The sequence below is a fragment of the Pseudomonas sp. JZ134 genome (assembly GCF_051027695.1).
GTDB lineage: Bacteria > Pseudomonadota > Gammaproteobacteria > Pseudomonadales > Pseudomonadaceae > Chryseomonas > Chryseomonas luteola.
In genome coordinates this window covers 198,852-216,158 of record NZ_CP069250.1, presented here as the reverse complement: position 1 = coordinate 216,158, position 17,307 = coordinate 198,852, and the positions used below count along the sequence as shown (strand labels likewise).

Annotated in this window: 14 protein-coding genes; 5 read left to right on the top strand and 9 right to left on the bottom strand. The window is 55.2% G+C overall.

Annotated elements, in window-relative coordinates; translation table 11 throughout:
• Positions 1 to 26 precede the first annotated feature (26 nt).
• The 5 genes from JQR86_RS00940 to JQR86_RS00920 all read left to right on the top strand — a co-directional run bounded on the left by JQR86_RS00940 (position 27) and on the right by JQR86_RS00920 (position 5,706).
• Positions 27 to 902: a glycosyltransferase family 2 protein gene (locus JQR86_RS00940; protein ID WP_289928332.1), complete on the top strand. Its 876-nt coding sequence runs from the start codon at positions 27 to 29 to the stop codon at positions 900 to 902.
• Positions 895 to 1,653, top strand: coding sequence for a WecB/TagA/CpsF family glycosyltransferase (locus JQR86_RS00935; RefSeq protein ID WP_019367272.1), 759 nt, complete (start codon positions 895 to 897; stop codon positions 1,651 to 1,653). Before JQR86_RS00940 ends, JQR86_RS00935 begins: the two co-directional genes overlap by 8 nt.
• A 90-nt stretch (positions 1,654 to 1,743) precedes the next feature.
• The gene (locus JQR86_RS00930; protein ID WP_434154161.1) at positions 1,744 to 3,009 is read left to right on the top strand and encodes a hypothetical protein; all 1,266 of its coding nucleotides are present in this window, start codon (positions 1,744 to 1,746) and stop codon (positions 3,007 to 3,009) included.
• 61 nt (positions 3,010 to 3,070) lie between these two features.
• A complete protein-coding gene (locus JQR86_RS00925; protein ID WP_125889544.1) occupies positions 3,071 to 4,306 on the top strand; it encodes a flippase in 1,236 nt (411 codons plus the stop codon).
• A gap of 287 nt (positions 4,307 to 4,593) precedes the next feature.
• Positions 4,594 to 5,706 (top strand): polysaccharide biosynthesis/export family protein, encoded by a 1,113-nt coding sequence (locus JQR86_RS00920; protein ID WP_286789024.1) that lies wholly within the window; start codon positions 4,594 to 4,596, stop codon positions 5,704 to 5,706.
• A gap of 301 nt (positions 5,707 to 6,007) precedes the next feature.
• Here JQR86_RS00920 and JQR86_RS00915 read toward each other — a convergent pair whose 3' ends face one another.
• The 9 genes from JQR86_RS00915 to glyA all read right to left on the bottom strand — a co-directional run bounded on the left by JQR86_RS00915 (position 6,008) and on the right by glyA (position 17,122).
• On the bottom strand, positions 6,008 to 7,060 hold the full coding sequence (locus tag JQR86_RS00915) for an acyltransferase family protein (protein ID WP_434154160.1): 1,053 nt from the start codon (positions 7,058 to 7,060) through the stop codon (positions 6,008 to 6,010).
• Between the two features lie 504 nt (positions 7,061 to 7,564).
• Positions 7,565 to 7,861 (bottom strand): YciI family protein, encoded by a 297-nt coding sequence (locus JQR86_RS00910; protein WP_019367267.1) that lies wholly within the window; start codon positions 7,859 to 7,861, stop codon positions 7,565 to 7,567.
• A gap of 105 nt (positions 7,862 to 7,966) precedes the next feature.
• The gene (gene fdhA, locus JQR86_RS00905) at positions 7,967 to 9,166 is read right to left on the bottom strand and encodes a formaldehyde dehydrogenase, glutathione-independent (protein WP_010796171.1); all 1,200 of its coding nucleotides are present in this window, start codon (positions 9,164 to 9,166) and stop codon (positions 7,967 to 7,969) included.
• A gap of 312 nt (positions 9,167 to 9,478) precedes the next feature.
• The gene (gene purU / locus JQR86_RS00900; protein WP_010796172.1) at positions 9,479 to 10,336 is read right to left on the bottom strand and encodes a formyltetrahydrofolate deformylase; all 858 of its coding nucleotides are present in this window, start codon (positions 10,334 to 10,336) and stop codon (positions 9,479 to 9,481) included.
• 182 nt (positions 10,337 to 10,518) lie between these two features.
• Positions 10,519 to 11,151 carry a sarcosine oxidase subunit gamma gene (locus JQR86_RS00895; protein ID WP_434154159.1) on the bottom strand — a complete coding sequence of 211 codons (633 nt, stop codon included), beginning with the start codon at positions 11,149 to 11,151 and terminating at the stop codon, positions 10,519 to 10,521.
• On the bottom strand, positions 11,144 to 14,161 hold the full coding sequence (locus JQR86_RS00890) for a sarcosine oxidase subunit alpha (RefSeq protein ID WP_434154158.1): 3,018 nt from the start codon (positions 14,159 to 14,161) through the stop codon (positions 11,144 to 11,146). Before JQR86_RS00890 ends, JQR86_RS00895 begins: the two co-directional genes overlap by 8 nt.
• Positions 14,158 to 14,481 carry a sarcosine oxidase subunit delta gene (locus JQR86_RS00885; RefSeq protein WP_010796175.1) on the bottom strand — a complete coding sequence of 108 codons (324 nt, stop codon included), beginning with the start codon at positions 14,479 to 14,481 and terminating at the stop codon, positions 14,158 to 14,160. The genes JQR86_RS00890 and JQR86_RS00885 overlap by 4 nt, the downstream gene beginning before the upstream one ends.
• A 12-nt stretch (positions 14,482 to 14,493) precedes the next feature.
• Positions 14,494 to 15,744, bottom strand: coding sequence for a sarcosine oxidase subunit beta family protein (locus tag JQR86_RS00880; RefSeq protein WP_404627818.1), 1,251 nt, complete (start codon positions 15,742 to 15,744; stop codon positions 14,494 to 14,496).
• 124 nt (positions 15,745 to 15,868) lie between these two features.
• Positions 15,869 to 17,122 (bottom strand): serine hydroxymethyltransferase, encoded by a 1,254-nt coding sequence (gene glyA / locus JQR86_RS00875; RefSeq protein WP_434154157.1) that lies wholly within the window; start codon positions 17,120 to 17,122, stop codon positions 15,869 to 15,871.
• Positions 17,123 to 17,307: the final 185 nt, after the last annotated feature.

Here is a 17,307-nt window from a genome sequence, read left to right as displayed (position 1 = left end):
ATTTTCTAGGCTAAAGGGATATCGAAATGAACGTTGCAATGGTGCTGAACTACAAGGCTCCGCAAGAAAGCATTTCCTGCGCTGAAAGCATTCTTGGCTTTTGTAAGACAATCGACCACGTCGTCCTTATAGATAACGACTCCAAGGACGGCTCTTACGAAACGATGAAACAATGGAAAGAAACCCATAACGTAGACCGGGTTTCCGTTATCGCCAGCCCTGTTAACAGCGGCTATGCCGGTGGTAACAACTTTGGAATGAAATGGGCACGCGAACAGTTCAAGGTTGAGAACTTCTGGATTCTCAACAACGACGCCTATGTTAAAGACGATGCCTTCAAGCCGTTACTGGATAAGATCACGGCTGACAAGAACACCATTGCCGGTTCGGTCATCCTGAGCTCTCAGACAGGAAAAATCGAATGTTATGGCGGCGGGATTATGTACCCTCTGCTAGGCAAGTCCAAGCTTCTCGGCAAAGGGCTTTCCATTGATGAGATCGGCCAGCTCAACCGTGAGCCGGACTACATCATGGGCTGCAGCCTGGCCTTCAACGCCGAGATACTGGATAAGGTTGGCTACATGGACGAATCCTACTTCATGTACTCCGAAGAAGTGGATTGGCAGCACCAGGCGAAAAAGCACGGTATTGCACTGTATGTCGCACCGGATAGCCAGCTCTATCACTATGGCTCAATGAGCTCAGGCGGAAAGTCCGAGTTTTACTACTACTTCCGTAACCGTGCAGCCACTCGCTTCAATAAGAAGTTCTATGGCTCACCGTATGCACTCATGTCTGCGGTTTTCCTGTCCGGCATAACCGTATTGAAGGAATACAAAAGTCCAAAGCTGGCCTGGTCTGGTATCAAGGGCGCGTTCAAAGGGGCAACAATGCATGTCTAATGGAGTAGTAAGCCAGGCATTCGGTATCGACTTTTTCCTGGGCACCAAGGATGAGCTACTGAAGCATATTTCAGCCAGCCTGAAAAAACCTTACACCTATATCGTTACGCCAAACATTGATCACGTTGTCCAGTTCCAGGAAAACGAGAATCTGCAAAAGGCGTATCGCACCGCTGACAAGCGTGTCTGCGATAGCCGTATCCTGTCGCCCTTGCTCAAATCCCTGGGCGTTGAGGTCAAGGAAGTAATCACGGGCAGCGACCTTACGGTCTCGCTTCTGAAGAAAGCCGACCAGGAAGACTTGTCCATTACGCTGATTGGCTCCGAAGAAAAGGACGTGGTAAAGCTCAAGGCTTTGTATCCACGTATCCGGTTGAATCATTACAACCCTCCGATGGGCTTTATCAACAAGCCTGACGAAGTGCAGAAGTGCCTCGACTTCATCTATGCCAACCCTTCGGACCTCATTTTCTACGCGGTTGGTGCGCCACGGCAGGAAATGTTGGCCAGCATGGTCGATGCTACCAAGCGTACAGGCGTTGGCCTTTGCATCGGGGCCTCGATTCTGTTTGCTACCGGCAGCCTGAAGCGAGCGCCGGTCTGGATGCAGAAAGCCCGTATCGAGTGGCTGCATAGAATGCTATCGGAGCCCCAGCGTCTGGTGCGTCGCTATGTTCATGACGCCACCCATATTCTTCCTATCTATCTCAAAGAAAGATCAGGAAGACGAAGCAGTGAAGAAGTAAATTAATCGATTGCGACTGCATTTTTTGGCCAGTCTGAGGACAGGGAAGACAGCCATGCTGGATGGAATGCAACGTTACGCTGGATGGGAAGCGATATGAGAGCAGTAAGCAAAAGCGGTGCCTACTTCATATTATTAATTTTCGTCTTCGTATTACATTTTGGTATTTTCGAAGAAACCCCCCATAACCCGATTGGCATCTTGTATGTCAGCGAGTTGTATCTGGTTATTTGTCTGGCGTTTACAGCCTTCTATGTACTGGCGTCCGTGGGAAAAGAGCAAAAGGATTTGAAAATCCTTTTAACTTATTGCGCCTACTCGTCGGTTATCTTCATTCTGCTGCCAGCGATTTTCTCGAATCTCTACTATGGGCAACCATTGATATACGGGATTATCGAAGAGCGTCGCATACTGTATTGCTTCACTTTTTCCGTCATGCTTTATCTCGCCCGGAACATGAGTGCTGCCCAGTTTGAAAAGGCATTCCTGTTTGTAGGTTTCATGGCGTGCATTCTGGCCTGGATGTTCAAGTTCTCCGTATTGCCGGACCTGCGGGACAAGGTGGCGTCCTTCGACCGGCCAGACCGCTCCTCAATCGGTGCACTGGCGCAGTGCCTGGCTTATTTCTATTGCATTCAGGTATGGAATAAAGGGATATCGCCCATTGATGGCTCGCCCAGGTCCAAGACGCCTTATATTGTGTTCGCCTGTTTCATTTTGCTGACTCTGGTCTTTGCAACACAAACGCGCCAGCTGATCTTCCTGTCCCTTTGCTTCACGCTGCTTTGCCTGAAGAGCAAGTCGGTTATTTGGATCGTGGTATCGGGTATTTTGGTTTCTCCTCTCTACCTGTTCCCGGATCTGCTGAAAGAGCTGGGACTCAATCTTGACTTCTATGCCGAATCGCTGGAAAACGGTCCAACCGATAATGTCCGTGAACAAACCATCGGTTATATCTTCGGCCATTTGCATGCGAATAACTGGTTACCCAGTGGCTCCTTGTCCCTAATGTGGAACAATGGCTTTATCCCCCACTTTGGCGAGTACTTCTTCCTTTCCGACGTTGGGATATTCGGTACGCTGTTCAGATTCGGCTTCCTGGCCTTCCTGATCGTCCCACTGACCCTGTTCTGCTATTACTACTTCGCCAAGCGCTTACACAAGGATACCAGCTTCACCGTTACCGCCCTGCTGGCGTATATGGTGATCTGGCCGCTTCAGGGTATCTTCGAATATATGCAGGCAACGATTGCGTTCCTGCTTGTGATTCAGGCACTCAAGGCCTACCACCGAAACGTGGAAAGCCCAGCGCTGGATTCGTATGTTGAAGAACATCCACTGATGCAACCCAGCTTTAGATAGCCCCCTCCCCTGCATGTCTGCCCGGCCAGGGCAGACATGCCTTCTGCAAAAAGAGCCCTCCATGACAATGCTGAAAAACAGCACCTGGAATATTCTGGGTGTAGTCATTCCAAGCCTTATCGCACTCCCTACCATGGGTGTTCTTTCTCGAAAGTTAGGTATCGAGCAATTCGGCCTGTTTACACTGGCGTTTGCCATTGTCGGTTATGCCACCATTTTTGACGCGGGACTGACACGCGCCGTCATACGAGCCGTGGCCATGCACCATGGCAATGTCGAAAAGAATAAATCCGTTATCGCGACCGCTACTTATGCGGTGGTCGGTCTGAGCGCACTCGCGGTGCTCTTGTTATGGCTGGGCGCAGGAGAACTCGTTTCCCTGCTACACGTTTCGGCAGAAAACGTTGACGTTGCGGTGGCTGGCTTCAAGTGGCTAAGCCTTTCGATACCGCCTTTTCTACTCACCATGATCTGGTTTTCCTATCTGGAAGGAAACGAACGGTTTGCAGAATTCAACCTGTTACGCACCGTCACCAACTCCATTCTGGCTGTTTGCCCCCTGGTAGCCGTGCTGGTCGATGAGTCTTTTACCGCGACGGCAATAGGGCTTGTCATCGCCCGCCTTATTTCGATGGCCGTGGCGTTCATTCCATGTTGGCGAGAATTCCCGCCGGGCTTTTACCGATTTGAAAAGAGCGTTTTCAAGGAACTCTTCGCGTTTGGCAGCTGGATGACTGTGAGCAATATCATCAGCCCTGTCATGGTGTATTTTGATCGTTTTATCCTGTCCAACATGGTCGGAGCCCAGCGCGTTTCCTTTTACACCGCCCCCTCTGAAGCCATCTCACGCATGCTGATCATTCCCAATGCTGTCGCTCGGGTTATCTTCCCGCTTCTGAGCAAGCGTTCGGCGGATGCGACTGCTCAGGCCAATCGAGCGTTCTGGGCCCTGCTCGCCGCCTGTGTAGTCATGGTGCTACCTCTATTCATACTCGCCCCCATGGTCATGACTTTATGGATGGGACCGGAATATGGTCAGGAAGGCGCACAGGTGCTGCGTATTCTCCTGATTGGCTTCATCTTTAACGCGCTGGCACAGATTCCCTTTGCGAAAATCCAGGCGAAGGGCCATTCGAAGATCACCGCTTTTATCCACCTGGCTGAGCTTTTGCCTTATATAGGCTTGCTGGTCGTGTGCATACACCTGTTTTCTCTCCAGGGAGCTGCCATTGCCTGGTCGATCAGAGTGGCTGTTGACTTCATTGCTCTGGAAGTTATGTCACGAAAAATCAGCTAGTGGCTTATTGACATATAACGTCAGGATAAATCCAAAAATTGGATCGATTTACTTTTAAAAAGAGTGTTTCCGCAAAAGTGAACTAATTTTTTAAGCTTCTGTCACAGCCTGCGCTGATATGTATGGTTTGGTTGGATACGGAGCTGTTACGAATTATCCAGCGCCAGGCGCGCCACAGGCCTACATGATTCATAAAGTTTCTTATGCCCAAACACGTTCTGACGCTTATAAATCGATCGATACGAAGTTTTTAAAAACTTTTTTACAGCGATCAAGGAAGAAAATAGATGAAACGTACCTTTACCCTTGCACTACTTTCTACCCTGCTTCTGCAGGGCTGCGTATGGTCTCCAGGCCAATACCTGCACCGGGACGATTTGAAGACCAACGGCTCCATTGAGGGGACAAAGGTTGAGCTGATTCCTATCACATCGGCTTATTTGAAAAGTCATGACTCTGTTAACCCGACTGCAGATACTGGGAACTGGCAGGAACTGCTCAAGTATCATCCAGCGGCTTATCGTGTAGGCAAGGCGGACCTGCTGTATATCACTGTATGGGATCACCCCGAGCTAACCGCTCCTTCTGGTGCCCAACAGCAGATCGAGGCGAACGGTCGACTGGTACGTCCTGACGGTACTATTTTCTATCCGTACGTTGGTACCCTGACAGCAGAAGGCAAGACGCTTGAGGAGATCCGTAAGGTCATCTCGACTCGTCTGGCGGCCTTTATCGACAATCCTCAGGTCGACGTGAGCGTCCTGCGCTTTGGCAGTCAGAAAGTCACCTTGTCAGGTGCCTTTACCAAGGGCGACTCCATTCCGCTGACAACTGTGCCGATGACCTTGGTTGAAGCACTGGGCCAGGCAGGCGTTGACACCCAGACAGCTGACCTGAGCGGCCTGACCCTGGTACGTGACGGCAAGGAGTACCGCCTGGATGCCGACACCCTGAACCGTAAGGACTCCAAGCTGTACGGCGTATACCTCAAGGATGGCGATAGCATCCACCTACCCTACAACGATAACCGCAAGGTTTACGTGATGGGTGAAGTGGTAAGCCCGCTGGCAGCCAACTTCAAGACCACTAGCCTGACGCTAATGGACGCACTCGGCCAGGCAGGCGGCCTGAACCAGGAAACTGCCGATGCGGATGAAGTGTATGTAATCCGTGGTCCGGAGAATTTTAATTCTTCCCCAACTGCGAAGGCTCAAGTGTTCCACCTGAGTGCTTCCTCGCCGACCGCTTTTGTTCTGGCACAGCACTTTGCACTACAGCCGCAAGACGTTGTATTCGTAGGTCCTGCCGGAATCACCCGCTGGAACCGCTTCGTCAGCCAGCTGCTGGGCTCTTCAAACGTGCTTAGCTCCACCGCAAACGCCAAACAGAACTTCAACTAAGAAGCCTTCTGGACGATCAAAAAGCCCTTCGTTTGAAGGGCTTTTTTATGCCTTAATAAATTCCTCGGAACCGCCTTACTGCTACTGGAGGCTCCCTTACAGGTATTAATGCTCAAGACAGGCTTGGCTGAACCTTTAGCCATAGCTGCTACATATGTACTTACAATAACTACCTGCAGCACTCAGCCGATACCGGGTCAAGTCAAGACGCGGCACTCTGCGAAGGGATCTTTATAACGAAGTTATTTGGCAGGCATAAAAAAGCCCAACGTTAGTGTTGGGCTTTTTGCTATTACATGCCTTAACTAAGCGAGACTTTTTCCTGCAACTTCATTGCAGGCTTCTTCTTTGACTGTATACCAAAGAACGCTAGATTAAGCAGACTAAAGCGACCGACTGCCTTCTTAAGGGCTACTGGCAGGATAAGCCCCAGAATCATACTAACGGTAAAGGTAATCCATACATCATGGATTGCCAGTTTGTTCAGTACGATACGGCTGCCCGCCGTTCCAAATACATGGAATAGGTAGATTTCAAAAGAGAAATACCCCAGCCACGCCAACGGTTTGAAATAGACCCGGCGGGTAATGATCATGTAAATGGCCGTAATCCCTAGAGCCGTCCCTATGTAATCCATTCCACGATCACTGATGGAGAGTTGATTCCACAGATAGGCCTGATCAATGACAACCAATGCCGCCAGCACGACGCCAATCACTAGCTGTTTTGAAGCGGTATTCAACTGGTCGGAGAAGCGATAAAGCCCCAGCCCCAACAGGAAGAAGGGCAGCAATTGGATGGCCTTGTACAGGCAGAAGAAGTCCGGGAATACTTCGTAGTGCAAGGAGCCCACCAGGGCGATACACATGATGATCAAGTAATTCCTGAGAGAGGACAGCAGGCTGAACTTCTCTATCAAGGCAATCATGACAAAGATGCAGAAGATGGACTGCAGGAACCAGAAATGGGCATAACTGAAGAAATAGATACCGAATACATCGCTCCATTCCGGCTTCGTATTGGTGTTGGGCACCAACGCTTGCGAGATGAAGAAGAGCGTTGAGACAACGATCATCGGGATCAGAATCCGGCGAAACTTGCCCTGGTAGAAACGCGGCAGGGAGCTTGCGGAAGTAACGGGTCTCAGGGCATATACATACCCGGAGATGGCCGTGAAGAGCGGCATGCGAATGTAAACAAGCGAGTCGTAGAGATAACGGAGGAATGAGTCATCTGCGACTTTCATTCCCTGATCACCCGAACTGCCAATAACGTGACCGGCTACCATTAAAAATAGCGCCAACCCCCTGATCGTTTCGATCCTTAAATCTTTTTCGGGTTTGGTAGTGCTCATTAGGCGCCCTTCCTTAAATCAATACATACGATATCGCTCGGATATCGACCACTATTAATCTACTGACCTGAGAGGATAGGCCACAGAAAGCCCTCCATTTTTATATTCACTCAATACTTGGCTTGTATTTGAACTGAATCACTTTCTAACTGCCATATGCTGACTAATGTGCAGCTTTTAAGCTCAGAAGGATGCAGTAGTTTTCAATTAATATTGCGTCTCTTCATTGAAAACCTGTGAAATAGAGCTCGCCAGGTCGCTCAATTATCTTTTGTATCTGCCAGTGTCAAACTAAGCGACATATCGATATCGTATTGATATCAGACTTCGGCGAACTCAAGCAGGATAAGGACAGATCAATACCCTTATTGTTCGGGTTTATATATTTTTTTTGAGTGAAACTCATTACAAATAGATAAACGGGACTGTTTTGATGGCGGGCGTATCTGCAACGGTCCGCATTTTAGCCGCATGCCGTGACAGATACGCTATGAGCATTATGCGTTAGACGAATGCTTTACCGTCCAGGACTGCTTTACGCCACCGTACGATATTGACCTTTTCTGGCAGGCCAACCTGGCTGAAGGGATCCTGTGCCAAAAAGGCCTCGGCTTCTTCGCGGGTTTCGACATCCACGATGTAGACACTTCCGCTGGCGTTTGCCCCTTCGTCGTCAAGCTTGGCTCCACAGGCGAGCAGCTTGCTGGCATTTTCACGGAGGAAATCCAGATGGGCAGGACGGTTGTCCTGGCGCAGCTGGGTAGTGTTGGGCTTGTCCCAGGTTTCGATCAAAAAAGGCATGGCGTTTTCCTTGGTTGATAGCGTCTCCCTAGCATACCTGTATGACCAGGCCCTGGGTAAAGCGTATCGATCAAGGAGGCATGTCCTTATGCCTCGCCAACCGCGTTATGCCGCGCGGAACAAAGCGTGCGGATCAATCACAAACTTCTTGGGTACGCCCGCATCAAATTCGCTATAGCCCTTGGGTGCATCATCCAGGGTGATAACGTCGACACCTACAATGTCAGCAATCTTGATACGATCCCACATGATGGCTTGCATCAGCTGTCGGTTGTACTTCATGACAGGCGTTTGCCCGGTATGGAAGCTGTGAGATTTAGCCCAGCCGAGGCCGAAGCGAATGCTTAGGCTACCCTGTTTGGCCGCCTGGTCAGCTGCGCCGGGATCTTCCGTCACGTAGAGGCCTGGAATCCCGATCTTGCCGGCGACACGTGTAACACCCATCAGTGAGTTAAGGACTGTGGCAGGTGCTTCGTGCTGTGATCCGGAGTGACCATGGCCGCGGGCTTCGAAACCGACCGCATCCACGGCGCAATCCACCTCCGGCTCGCCTAGAAGTGCCGCAATTTGTTCATGTAGGGGCGTGTCTTGGGACAAGTCAGCAATTTCAAACCCTTGTGCTTTGGCATGAGCCAGACGTACCGGATTGACGTCACCCACGATGACGACCGCAGCGCCCAACAGGCGCGCTGAAGCAGCGGCGGCTAGGCCGACAGGACCTGCGCCGGCGATATAAACGGTACTACCCGGTCCGACGCCCGCCGTGACGGCTCCGTGGTAGCCGGTGGGCAGAATGTCCGAAAGGCAGGTCAGATCGCGGATCTTTTCCATGGCCCGATCCCGGTCAGGCAGCTTGAGCAGGTTGAAATCGGCATAGGGCACCATGACATATTCCGCCTGGCCACCGACCCAACCACCCATGTCAACATAGCCATAGGCGCCGCCAGCGCGGGAGGGATTTACCGACAGGCAGACGCCGGTGTGTTGCTCTTTGCAGGTACGGCAGCGGCCACAGGCTACGTTGAAGGGGACGGAGACCAGATCCCCTACCTTGAGGTTTTCCACCCCCTTGCCCGCCTCGATGACTTCTCCAGTGATTTCATGGCCCAGTACGAGACCCTCGGGGGCTGTAGTACGGCCACGCACCATGTGCTGGTCGGAGCCACAGATGTTGGTGGAGACGACTCGCAGGATCACACCGTGGTCGATTTGACGTCCCTGGGGCGTTTCCATTTTGGGGAAGGGAATGTTCTGTACTTCGACTTTTCCAGCGCCCAGGTAGACGACGCCTCGATTGCCTGACATACGCGTTTCCTCTTGTTGTTTTAGTAAGCCCATGAGTGGGCGGTGGTTCATGAAAAGCGATACAACAATGAATACTATGGGTAGCGCTACGCTTAAGCCCTTCTGCGACGGGCATTCTGAGCGTAGAAAACGTGAACCGAACGTCAATGAAAGCGTGCGGTGAGCGCACGGAAAGCGGCAGGTTCTGCTTTTATAATTGGACTATCCTTGATGGATATCGCCTTGCTCAACCCATCCCGTACGCCTCAATTCATCGCGCGACCAGAGCTTTCCTAAACCTCCCGAAAAATTTATGAGTGACATGAGGCGCGGCTATAGCACCACCGTCCGGTTGGCATTCAGGAAAACACGGCGCTCCAGGTGATACCCCACAGCTCGAGCCAGGGTCAGGCATTCGATGTCTCGGCCTTTGGCTACAAGGTCTTCTGGGTAATACGCATGATCCACACTCTCTACGCCCTGCGCGATGATTGGCCCTTCGTCGAGGTCATTATTGACGTAATGGGCGGTGGCACCGACCAGCTTTACCCCCTTCTGATAGGCCTGATGGTAAGGCTTGGCGCCCTTGAAGCCTGGCAATAGGGAGTGATGGATGTTAATTGCCCAGCCATCGAGACGACGGCACAACTCGGGCGAAAGCACCTGCATGTAGCGTGCAAGCACGACCAATTCCGCCTGGGTATCCTGCAGCACCTGCCAGACGCGGGCTTCCTGGGCAGGTTTGTCGTGGGGGTCCAGCGGAAAGTGGTGATAGGGAATGCCATGCCAGCGGGCCAGGGGCTCAAGGTCCGGGTGGTTGGAAATCACCGCGACTACATCCATCGGCAATTGGCCGATGCGCTGGCGATAGAGTAAGTCGTTCAGGCAATGATCGGCTTTAGAGACCATGATCACCACCTTTGGGCGGTAGCCTGGCGCGGTCAGCTCCATTTGCATGTCGAACGGTCCCAAGGCATCGGCAAGACCGGCACGAAAAGCAGTCTCGTCGAAGGCAGTCGGCGCCTTGAACTCCACGCGGATAAAAAAGCGCGCCGCCAAGCGGTCATCAAAGGAGTGATGCTCGGTGACGTAGCACTGCTGCTCGAACAAAAAGCGGGTCACGACGTCCACGGTCCCCAGTCGGCTTGGGCTCTGGGCAGTGAGAATCCAGGTATCAGGGGTGCGGCTCATGGATAGCTACCGAATAGGTTGGATGTTGTGGGTTGAATAACCTGGGGCTAGGGACACAGGTATCGCTGCGCCCCACGCACCTTACTGATCAAATGTATACGTTTAACCTGTGGTATCCAGCCAAATGGTTAGTTCGCGGAAGGATGGGATCGATACGCACAACCCATCCTGTCCGTACGCGGTCAGTTGGCGATGGCCAATCCGTATTCGGCGCTGGCGTCCTGTAACCAGAGCCAGATGTAGTCGGCAAAACTGCGGCGAACCACCAGCTCCCACGTCTCCTCACCGGTGTGACGGATAACCAGCTGGGATTTGGCAAATACCGTCCCGACCGCCTTGCCTACCGGAAATTGACTAGGGTGGACATCGTAGGATGTGGACTTCATCAGAACGTTGCGTACATTTGGTCCTGTCAGCTCATACAGGGTCTGGCCGCCGCTGACATTGACGATGGAAATATGCCGATCGCCGATCGCCTCACGCAGGCTCAGTTCGGTGGAGTACTCCTCGCCCAGCGGAACGATCAGGAGCCACTCATCCGGCCCCAGCCATTGCAGGGAGGTTTCACCTTTCACAGTCAAGCCCAGGGCGGCGGGCAACTCCAAACCCAGTACGGATTCGACCGCACCGGTAAAGCCGGTATCGCTGGCCTCTCCCCGCAGGACCAAATGGCCCCGCAGCTTTTTCTCGCGCAAGGTCACGCCTGCGCTGCCAACGCTCCGGCCCGCCAGCTTGTCGAGCTCAGCATGAAACAAGGGGGATTCGGCGCGTGCAGGTCCGGCGGGACGCTGCTGATAAACGTTCACGTTAGACATGCTGACGCTCCCCTTTCGGATCGTAGAAAACGGAAGAAACGATTTCGGCTTCGACGAAGGTGCCATCCCTGAGCGCGGCATAAACCTTTTGTCCCATCTTGCCCAAGCCACCCCTTACAACGGCCAAGGCGAAGCCAAAGCCCATCGAGGCGCTGTAATAACTGGATGTGACGTGCCCCACCATGGTCATTGGAATCGGCTGCTGAGTGTTGAACACCAGCTGTGCACCTTCCGGTAGAACCGCCTTGGGATTGACTGGCTTGAGGCCCACCAGCTGCTTGCGGTCTGCTTTAAGGCAATCCTGCCGGTTCATGCCGCGTTTGCCGATAAAGGAGAACGGTTTGTTCATGCTGACGGCCCAGCCCATGCCCAAGTCCTGTGGGGTGACGGAGCCATCGGTATCCTGACCCACGATAATGAATCCCTTCTCGGCCCGCAGCACGTGCATGGTTTCGGTACCGTAGGGCGTTAGGCCGTACTTGTTGCCAGCCTCTATCAGCTGCTCCCATACGCCCATCGCATAATCGGCCTGGACGTTAATCTCGTAAGACAGCTCGCCGGTAAAGGAGATGCGGAACACCCGAGCCGGTACGCCGCCCACGGTGCCTTCCTTCCAGCTCATGAAGGGGAACGCATCCTTGTCCAGATCGATGTCGGTCAGCTCGGCGAGCAGGTTACGGCTTTCCGGGCCAGACAGGGTCATGGTCGCCCAGTGGTCGGTCACCGAGGTGAAATACACCTTGAGGTCCGGCCATTCGGTCTGATGGTAGAGTTCCAGCCACTCAAGGATACGCGCGGCGCCACCGGTCGTGGTGGTCATCAGGAAATGATTGTCGGCCAGGCAGGCCGTGACGCCATCGTCCATGACCATGCCGTCTTCCTTGCACATCAGGCCGTAACGGGCCTTACCGACCTCCAGCTTGGTCCAGGCATTGGTATAGACGCGATTGAGAAACTCACGGGCGTCCGGGCCCTGAATATCGATCTTGCCGAGGGTCGAGGCATCAAGGATGCCGACTTTCTCGCGCACGGCCTTGCACTCACGGGCCACGGCGGCATGCAGATCCTCTCCGGCCTTGGGGAAGTACCAGGGGCGCTTCCACTGACCGACATCTTCAAACAAGGCACCCTGCTTGACGTGCCAGCCATGAAGCGCAGTGAAACGTACCGGCTCCATGAGATGGCCGCAGTGGCGACCGGCAACGGCACCGAACGTGACCGGTGTGTAGTTAGGGCGAAACATGGTGGTGCCGACTTCGGGAATCGCCTTGTTTTGCACACGCGCGGCGATGGCAAGGCCGTTGATATTGCCCAGCTTGCCCTGGTCGGTGCCAAAGCCCAGGGCGGTGTAGCGCTTGACATGCTCGATGGACTCGAAACCCTCACGGCACGCCAGCTCGATACCCGCTGCCGTCACATCGTTTTGCAGATCGACGAACTGCTTGGGTGCGCGGGCCGTGGATTTTTCGTGAGGCACTTGGAAAAGCGCCAACGATGGTTCTTCGAAGCGGTGCTCCGCCCGGGGCACTTCGCCGGCTACCGGCTTCAAACCCGCCTCGCCGGCAGCCGTGGCGCCCGCTTCAAAGCCATCGGCCAGCACATCGCCCAGGGCGAACACGCCGTTCACAGCGCCAGCACAGACGCGCTTTTGCGGAGCCGGGCCCGGTACAAACGCCTGGATATCCTCGCGCCACAAGGGACGCCCGCCCAGGTGAGACGCCAGGTGTACCACAGGGCTGTAACCACCGGACGTGGCGATCAGGTCGCAGCTCAGCCACTCGCCGGGACTGGTAGTACGGAACCCCTTGATGTCGATGGCGACGACACGCGCGCCGGTCACCCGCGTTGAGCCACGGGCTTCGGTAACCGCGGCGCCGGTCAAGACGCGAATCCCCTTCGCCCTCGCCTCTTCAACCCAGGCCCCACGCGGATTCTGGCGTGCGTCGGCGATGGCAACGACTTCACGCCCTGCTTCCAGCCAGTCCAGCGCGACACGGTAGGCATAATCATTGTTGGTGGACAGCACCAGCTTTTGTCCCGGTGCCACCCCATAGCGACGCACATATGTGGAGACGGCACCCGCCACCAGGTTTCCGGGCAGGTCGTTATTGGCGTATACCAATGGGCGCTCATGGGCACCACTGGCTAGAACGACACGCTTGGCGCGGACACGGTGCACTCGGTGGCGCACCTGTCCCATTGGGGCCTTTTCGCCCAGATGATCGGTGAGACGCTGGTGGATGGTCAGAAAGTTGTGGTCGTGATAGCCGTTGACGGTCGCCCGAGACAGCAGGGTCACGTCGGGAGTGGCTTCCAGCTCCGCGATGGCCTTGGCAACCCATTCGGCGGCGGGCTGGCCATCCAATAGCTCACGTGTGTCGAGCAGGCTGCCGCCAAACTCTTCCTGCTCGTCAGCCAGGATGACACGCGCCCCACTGCGGGCAGCCGCCAGGGCGGCAGCCAGACCAGCCGGTCCGGCACCTACCACCAGCACATCGCAGTGCTGGTTCATATGGTCGTAGCTGTCCGGGTCGACTTCGGTCGGCACACGACCCAGCCCCGCCGCCTTGCGGATGTACTTCTCATACGTCAGCCATAGGTTTTGCGGGTACATGAACGTTTTGTAGTAGAAGCCGGGCGGCATCATCTTGCCGCCGACCTTGCCAAGAATGCCCATCAGGTCATTGTTCACGCTCGGCCAACCGTTGGTGCTGGCGGCCACAAGCTCTGCGTAGAGGGGCTGTTGGGTAGCACGCACGTTGGGAATCTGCGTGGCCTCGGTGGAGCCGATCTGCATGATGGCATTGGGCTCTTCAGCCCCAGCGGCCACGATGCCGCGCGGGCGGGAATATTTGAAGCTGCGCCCGATGACATCGACACCATTGGCCAGCAGTGCCGACGCCAGCGTATCGCCGACAAAGCCCTGGTAGCGCTGACCATTGAAGGTAAAGGTCAACGGCTGACGGCGATCGATCCGACCACCGTGGGTAAGGCGATTGACCTGACTCATACGGTTTCTCCTTCGATAGCCTTGGCCACTACGACCGGCTTGCCGTTTACCTGCGGTTGCTCGCCAATCTTGTACGTTTCGAGAATTTCGTAGGTTTCCGTATTGCGGGTCACGTTGAAATAGTGACGGCACCCGGTGGCATGGACCCATAGTTCATGGTGGATGCCCCGCGGGTTATCGCGAAAGAACATGTAGTCGCCCCACTCCGCATCGGTGCAGTTGTCTGGGTCCAGCGGGCGCGGGATATGCGCCTGGCCTGCCGCATGAAATTCCTCTTCGGAGCGCAGTTCCCCACAATGAGGGCAATGGATGTGCAACATGATCAGGGCTCCTTAGTGCGCGACAGCCGCCGCGCCATGCTCGTCGATGAGCGCGCCGGTATGGAAACGGTCGATGGAGAACGGAACCGCCAATGGGTGCATTTCCCCTTTGGCGAGCGAAGCAGCGAAGACGTTGCCGGAACCGGGAGTGGCTTTGAACCCACCAGTGCCCCAGCCGCAATTGAAAAACAGGTTTTCTACCGGTGTCTTGGAAATGATTGGACAGGCGTCGGGCGTGGTATCGACGATGCCGCCCCACTGGCGATTCATCCGTACGCGAGAGAGAATCGGGAACATCTCGACGATGGCTTGCAGAGTGTGCTCGATGACCGGGTACGAGCCGCGTTGACCATAGCCGACATAGCTGTCGATACCGGCACCGATCACCAGATCGCCTTTATCCGACTGGCTGATATAGCCATGCACTGCATTGGACATGATCACGCTGTCGATCACCGGCTTGAGCGGCTCGGACACCAGCGCCTGCAAGGGATGGGATTCCACCGGCAAGCGAAAACCGGCCAGCTTGGCCATATGACCCGAATTACCGGCCGTCACGACACCGACGCGCCGGGCGCCAATGAAGCCCTTATTGGTCTCGACGCCAACGACTGCGCCATTTTCCTTACGGAAGCCAACGACCTCAGTGTTTTGAATCAGGTCCACGCCCAGCGCATCGGCTGCACGGGCGAAACCCCAGGCTACCGCATCGTGGCGGGCTACCCCGCCCCGGCGTTGTACCGTCGCGCCCATGACCGGATAACGGGTGCTCTTGCTACAGTCGAGGTAAGGCACCTCTTCGGCCACCTGCCTGGCGTCGAGCAGTTCGCCGTCTACGCCATTCAGGCGGTTGGCACTGACGCGGCGCTCGGCTTCGCGCATGTCCTGCAATGTATGGCACAGGTTGTAGACGCCGCGCTGCGAAAACATGACGTTATAGTTCAGGTCCTGCGAGAGCCCTTCCCATAGCTTCATCGCATGCTCATACAAGTGAGCCGATTCATCCCACAGGTAGTTGGACCGTACGATGGTGGTGTTGCGCGCCGTATTGCCACCGCCCAGCCAGCCTTTTTCGATGACCGCGACGTTTTTGACGCCATGCTCCTTGGCCAGATAATAGGCCGTTGCCAGACCATGACCACCGCCGCCCACGACAATTACGTCATACACCGGCTTGGGGGTTGGCGTGCGCCACATGCGCTGCCAGTTTTCATGATGGCTTAGGGAATGCTTGAAAAGGCCGAAACCGGAATAGCGCTGCATCTGTTTGACTCCTGAACCTGTCCCCACGCATGAATGAGGATTTTCGTAGGGTGGCCTATGACTAGCTGACTCAATCGAACAGGGGTGGGTTACGCTCCTGCCAACCCACCTTATGAAGGGCTAATTAGCGGTAGACGGGATAATCTGCGCAGAGCCCGGCCACACGTTCGGCCACATGCGCCTCCATATCGGCATCGCCCAGATGATCAAGGATGTCGCAGATCCACCCGGCCAGCTCCTGGCACTGGGCCACACCCAGGCCACGCGTGGTCACAGCCGGGGTGCCGATTCGCAGGCCGGAGGTCACGAAGGGCGACTGAGGATCATTGGGCACAGCGTTCTTGTTGACCGTGATACCGGCGCGCCCCAGGGCGGCGTCGGCATCCTTGCCAGTAATGCCCTGTTTGATCAGGCTGACCAGGAACAGATGGTTGTCTGTCCCACCGGAGACCACGTCGTAGCCGCGCTTGATGAACACCGCAGCCATGGCTTGGGCGTTGTGGATGACCTGCTGCTGATAAGACTTGAAGCCGGGTTCCAGGGCTTCCTTGAAGCACACCGCCTTGGCTGCAATCACGTGCATCAGGGGCCCGCCCTGGCCCCCCGGGAAGACGGCGGAATTGAGCTTTTTCTCCAACTCCTCGTTGGCCTTCGCCAGGATCAGCCCACCGCGGGGGCCACGCAGGGTCTTGTGGGTGGTGGTGGTGACCACATCGGCAAACGGAAGGGGATTGGGATACAGGCCTGCCGCAACCAGCCCCGCCACGTGAGCCATGTCGACGAACAGATAGGCACCGACCTTGTCGGCAATCTCACGGAAGCGCGGGAAGTCGAGCGTTTTCGAATAGGCCGAAAAACCGGCAATGATCATTTTCGGCTGATGTTCTACGGCCAACCGCTCGACCTCGTCATAGTCGATCAGGCCCGTTGCGGGATTCAGTCCGTATTGCACCGCGTTGTAGAGCTTGCCGGAAAAGCTGACCTTGGCACCATGAGTCAGATGTCCCCCATGAGCCAGACTCATGCCCAGCACTGTGTCACCTGCTTGCAGCAAAGCCAGGAAGACCGCCGCGTTGGCCTGGGAGCCAGAGTGCGGCTGGACGTTGGCGTAGTCAGCGCCAAAGAGTTGCTTGGCCCGCTCGATGGCCAACTGCTCGACCTTATCGACGAACTCGCAACCGCCGTAGTAACGCTTGCCCGGATAGCCCTCGGCATATTTGTTGGTCAGCCCGCTGCCTTGTGCCTCCATTACCCGCTGGCTGGTGTAGTTCTCCGAGGCGATCAATTCGAGGTGAGCTTCCTGGCGACGCTCCTCTTCGCTCATCGCAGCGAACAAGGCGTCGTCGTAACCCTGGATGCGGTCTTGCTTGGTAAACATCGCGTCTCTCCTGCAGCGCAGCGGAAGGCCGGCATGGCCGTCAATGGGCTGATCCTTGAGAGCGATGGTAGGACCGAGGCTGCGCATCAGAATGCCTGTTCACGCCACAAGGCGGTGCGTTTGCGACATCGCCCTCGCATCCATGCGCCAGACGAGTCGGCTGCATCGAACAGGCCGTCGATCAT

Coding starts and splice junctions, on each gene's coding strand:
- JQR86_RS00880 (WP_404627818.1), bottom strand. CDS start 15,744: ATGCAGCGCTATTCCGGTTTCGGCCTTTTCAAGCATTCCCTAAGCCAT.
- JQR86_RS00925 (WP_125889544.1), top strand. CDS start 3,071: ATGACAATGCTGAAAAACAGCACCTGGAATATTCTGGGTGTAGTCATT.
- JQR86_RS00895 (WP_434154159.1), bottom strand. CDS start 11,151: ATGTCTAACGTGAACGTTTATCAGCAGCGTCCCGCCGGACCTGCACGC.
- JQR86_RS00915 (WP_434154160.1), bottom strand. CDS start 7,060: ATGAGCACTACCAAACCCGAAAAAGATTTAAGGATCGAAACGATCAGG.
- glyA (WP_434154157.1), bottom strand. CDS start 17,122: ATGTTTACCAAGCAAGACCGCATCCAGGGTTACGACGACGCCTTGTTC.
- JQR86_RS00940 (WP_289928332.1), top strand. CDS start 27: ATGAACGTTGCAATGGTGCTGAACTACAAGGCTCCGCAAGAAAGCATT.
- JQR86_RS00890 (WP_434154158.1), bottom strand. CDS start 14,161: ATGAGTCAGGTCAATCGCCTTACCCACGGTGGTCGGATCGATCGCCGT.
- JQR86_RS00885 (WP_010796175.1), bottom strand. CDS start 14,481: ATGTTGCACATCCATTGCCCTCATTGTGGGGAACTGCGCTCCGAAGAG.
- fdhA (WP_010796171.1), bottom strand. CDS start 9,166: ATGTCAGGCAATCGAGGCGTCGTCTACCTGGGCGCTGGAAAAGTCGAA.
- JQR86_RS00920 (WP_286789024.1), top strand. CDS start 4,594: ATGAAACGTACCTTTACCCTTGCACTACTTTCTACCCTGCTTCTGCAG.
- JQR86_RS00930 (WP_434154161.1), top strand. CDS start 1,744: ATGAGAGCAGTAAGCAAAAGCGGTGCCTACTTCATATTATTAATTTTC.
- JQR86_RS00910 (WP_019367267.1), bottom strand. CDS start 7,861: ATGCCTTTTTTGATCGAAACCTGGGACAAGCCCAACACTACCCAGCTG.
- purU (WP_010796172.1), bottom strand. CDS start 10,336: ATGAGCCGCACCCCTGATACCTGGATTCTCACTGCCCAGAGCCCAAGC.
- JQR86_RS00935 (WP_019367272.1), top strand. CDS start 895: ATGTCTAATGGAGTAGTAAGCCAGGCATTCGGTATCGACTTTTTCCTG.